4 protein-coding genes are annotated in these 4,236 nt (G+C 63.8%); 2 read left to right on the top strand and 2 right to left on the bottom strand.

Annotated elements, in window-relative coordinates:
* Positions 1-57: 57 nt before the first annotated feature.
* Together ACO48X_RS10890 and ACO48X_RS10885 are read right to left on the bottom strand one after the other, a co-directional pair.
* Positions 58-1,131 (bottom strand): SPFH domain-containing protein, encoded by a 1,074-nt coding sequence (locus ACO48X_RS10890; protein WP_485002107.1) that lies wholly within the window; start codon positions 1,129-1,131, stop codon positions 58-60.
* A gap of 569 nt (positions 1,132-1,700) precedes the next feature.
* Positions 1,701-2,021 carry a hypothetical protein gene (locus ACO48X_RS10885; protein WP_485002108.1) on the bottom strand — a complete coding sequence of 107 codons (321 nt, stop codon included), beginning with the start codon at positions 2,019-2,021 and terminating at the stop codon, positions 1,701-1,703.
* Between ACO48X_RS10885 and ACO48X_RS10880 the strand changes: the two genes are divergently transcribed.
* Both ACO48X_RS10880 and ACO48X_RS10875 read left to right on the top strand, forming a co-directional pair.
* Positions 1,948-3,444 (top strand): mannitol dehydrogenase family protein, encoded by a 1,497-nt coding sequence (locus ACO48X_RS10880; RefSeq protein ID WP_485002106.1) that lies wholly within the window; start codon positions 1,948-1,950, stop codon positions 3,442-3,444. The two genes, ACO48X_RS10885 and ACO48X_RS10880, sit on opposite strands and share 74 nt — an antisense overlap.
* Positions 3,445-3,699: 255 nt before the next feature.
* Positions 3,700-4,236: patatin-like phospholipase family protein (locus ACO48X_RS10875; RefSeq protein WP_485002105.1), on the top strand; the 537-nt coding region annotated here is incomplete at its 3' end.

The following is a 4,236-nucleotide window of genomic DNA, read 5'->3' as shown; positions in this document are numbered from 1 at the left end:
CCCTTTTCAGGAGGCACAGCGCTTCCGGCCCGCTTGTCGCTCTCGGACATTGACACCCTACGCGTAAAGGGAGCCCGCGTTGACAACTGGCTGCGTCCGCTGGTCCGAACACAGAACGACAAGCAGATTCGAAACCATTTGGGCCCTGCGTTCGTCATCCAAGGCGACTATGTCGGAATCCTCAAGGCGCTGAAGCGCCTGGTCCACCATGGAGACGGCGCCTTCCACAATCTGTTCGCGCGCTGCGATGACCGCCCCGGCCTGCTGTCGCTGGAGCATCGCCTGCGCGATCTCGGGGGCATAGGCAAGCGAGGAAATGCGAACCTCGATGATTTCCAGCCCCGCAAGGGCAACGCGCGCGGCGACCTCCTCGGCCAGCTCGGAAGAAACGAGGTCGGTTCCCCCGCGCAGCGACGTCTCCCCGGGACCGGGTTCGTCGTACGGATGCGTCGTGGCCACATGGCGCAGCGCAGATTCAGCCTGGGCCTTGATGAACGCCTCGTACTGCTCCACGGCGAAAACCGCCCGAGCCGTGTCCGCCACCTGCCACACGACGATCGCCGCTATGTTCACCGGATTTCCGTCGAGGTCGTTGACCTTGAGCTCGTACGTCTCGAAATTGTGGACCTTCACGGAAACCCTCCTGCCGTACGTAAACGGAGGGATCAGCACCAGCCCGGTCCGCCTGACAGTTCCGATGTACTTGCCGAAGAACTGGCGAACGCTTGTTTCGCCCGGAGAAACGATGTAAAAACACGTGCCTAGCGAGCAGACGACGACCACCCCGACCACACCTATCGCTATCTTGACCGCGGCAGACGCGACGATGCCGTCGGCTGAAGCAATCGCGCCGACGACGATCAGGTAGACGAACCCCGCCAGCACGGCGAGCAGGCCGGCGGCGGCAAGGAAAGCGGGGCCCGAACCCGCAGACCAAGCAGTCTTCTCGTCGATGTGGATGCGAGCGCGGAACTCGGCCGCCTCCGCCTGCAGTTTTGCAGACTCACGCAGCTTAGACGATTCCGACAGGTTCGCTGATTCCCGCAGTTTTGCGGACCGTCGATTTTTCATAGATTCACGCGATTTCGCGGATTCGCCAGAATCCGCTTCCGGATTGTCGTTGGCAGGCATGTCCCTCTCCTATCTAAAGTCCGACGCCTAGAACGTTCGGGGGCGACGCCGACAACGTTTGACGCCCGACGTCGAGAACGCCGCTTTGGCCCCGCGAACTTTGGCGATATCAATATGATATCTATTTTTCGGCGAAAAGCAAAAGCTGCCCCCCCGCAAAAAATGCTGCCCGCAAAAGCAAGAGCGATTCTCGGCGGGAAAGCTGTGCCCAACCCGCCCGGAGACATGCCGAACGTCGGATTCTCCATGCGGAAACAGTTGCCGCCCAATGCGCCCGGGCGAAGACATGCCGCTCTGAAAGGGCGATAAGTTTGAGGAGCTTCCGGCCAATTCAGCGCGGATGAAGACGTGCCGCCCAGACGGCTTCCTCCGTCGCCGTCGGACCGCAAGGGGCCCCATCCTCGCCGGTTCGGAAGGGACCGGCCACTCGCCCGTTTTCGGCAAGGACCGGCACTCGCTCCTTGCCGGACCGGAAAGACCCACGTCGCCGACGCGCCTCAAGGGAGCCTCGCCCGGTGTGAAGACGGGCTGCTGGTATGCGGATACGCCGAGCCTTACCGCAGCGCCCCTTACAAAGCTGTAAGAAAACTGCGCACAAACGGGCAAAGCCCAAAACGCGGGATTCCTCCCCCTTTCGCCACCGGCAATACCGTGAAAGAATGGCTGCGCAAGGCCAAAAGCCGCTTTTCGCGGCCTTCGGCCGCGTCGGCGGGGCGCTTTGTTCCGCCGCAGCACGCAGGGTAAGCACTGGGCAACATAACCGGTTCGGCGTCTGCCACGAAGACGCCGACGCCGCTATGGGAAAGTAGCACAAACATGACCAGCACATTTGGCACCTCTACGCAGTCGTCGGCGGCGGCATCGCTCGCCAGCGCCTTCTTGGCGCCCACGTATGACCGTTCGGCTGTAACGTCCGGAATCGTGCATTTCGGACTGGGAAACTTCCACCGCGCCCACCAGGCCATGTATCTTGACCGTCTCATGAGCGAAAACGAAGCGCTCGACTGGGGCATCTGCGGAGTGGGCGTCATGCCATCCGACAAGCGGATGCGCGACGTCATGCAGAACCAGGACGGCCTCTACACTCTGGTCCTCAAGCATCCCGACGGAACGCTCGAGCCCAGAGTCATCGGTTCCATCCACGAATACCTCTACGCACCGGACGACCCGAGCAAGGTCCTCGACAAGATGGCCGACGCCGGCACCCGCATCGTCTCCCTGACCGTAACCGAGGGCGGCTACAACATCGACGACGCGACCGGTGAATTCAACACCGAGAATCCCGCCGCGAAGCACGACGCCGAGCATCCCGACAAGCCGACCACGACCTTCGGCTTCATCGTCGAGGCATTGCGCCGACGCCGCGACGCCGGAATCCCTCCCTTCACCGTCATGTCCTGCGACAACCTCCCGGGCAACGGCTCGATCGCAAAGGCCGCGGTCCTCGCTCAGGCAAAGCTCACCGACCCCGAGCTCGAGGCCTGGATTCGGGCAAACGTCGTCTTCCCCAACGGCATGGTCGATAGGATCACCCCGGTGACGACGCCGGAGGACGTCGAGATGGTCCGCGAGCGCTACGGCATCGAGGACGCCTGGCCCGTGACGGCCGAGCCGTTCGCGCAGTGGGTCCTGGAGGACAAGTTCACCCTGGGCCGGCCTCCGTTCGAGGACGCGGGGGTCCAGCTCGTCGACGACGTCGTCCCGTACGAGCTCATGAAGCTTCGCCTCCTCAACGCCTCCCACCAGTCGCTCGCGCACTGGGGGCGTCTGCTCGGCTTTGAGTTCGCCCACGACGCCGCAGCCGACCCCGACGTCGCGGCGTTTACGCGTGCCTATCTGGAAAAGGAGGCGCTGGAGACTCTTCTTCCCGTGCCGGGCATCGACCTCCCGCAGTACGTCAACACGCTGTTCGAGCGTTTCACGAACGCCTCGATCGCAGACACCCTCGCGAGGTTGGCGCAGGACGCCTCGGATCGAATGCCGAAGTTCGTTCTTCCGACGGTTCGCGACAACCTCAAGGAGAACCGCTCGATCAAGCTCGGCGCGGCCATGTGCGCCGCGTGGGCTCTGGGGATGGAAGGCAAGGCCGAGGACGGCTCGGAGATCGTGGTCGACGACCAGCAGGGCGATCGCCTGGTCGCCCTGGCCGCCCGCGAGCGCGACGGCGAAGACACCGCGGTGATCTCCGACGAGGCGGTCTTCGGCGAGCTCGGCTCGGACTCGCGCTTCGTCGAGGCTTTCACGGAGGCCCTGAAGGCGATTCGGGCCGACGGCGCACGCGCGGTCATGAAGCGCCTGGTCGAGGAAGTCTGAGCCAATCGGGAGCGGCTGACTCGGCAGAGGGTGCCGTCGAAACCGAGGAAGCCGCCTGGGCCGAGCACGGCTGGACCGCCGGAAACGAGCTGGCCGGGCAGAAACGGCAGGGGCGGGCGGTCGCGGCAAAACCGTCGCGACCGCCCGCGGCTCCGGCGTCGTCGGATCGGCTCTGGCATCGCACGAGTCCTCTCCGGCGTCGCGTGGCTTCTGCCGCAGCATGCCTTCGCGAAGTCGCGCTAAACTGAGGGCGTTATGGCTACAGGCACAGCATTGATCTTCGAAGGCGGCGGGATGCGCGGCACGTACACGGCCGCGTTGGTTGCCGCAATGATTGAATCGGGAGTCGAGGTCCCCTGGGTGGGCGGGATTTCTGCGGGAGCGACCCACACGGCGAATTTTCTGGCACGCGACGCCTGGCGGGCGCGCGCATGCTTTGTCGAGCTTGCGAAAGACCCAAAGATCGGAGGCCCGATCAGCTTCATAAGAGGCAAAGGCTACTTCAATTCGGATTACATCTACCACCAGACGACGGCGCCCGGCGAGCTTCTCCCCTACAACTGGGAGGCGTACTCGGCCAGCTCCACGCCGTTCAAGATCGGCTCGTTCGACTGCACAACGGGGAAGACCGTCTATTGGGGCCGGGAGGACGTGAGGGACAATTCGGATTTTACGACGCGATGCCAGGCCTCGTCTTCCATACCGATCGCCATGCCAATGGTTCAGCTTGACGGGACCGCCTATCTCGACGGGGCGATAGGCGAGACGGGAGGCTTCGCCGTCGATGCCGCC

Source organism: Peptidiphaga sp. (assembly GCF_057238965.1).
This window is presented reverse-complemented; position numbering and strand designations above follow the sequence as displayed.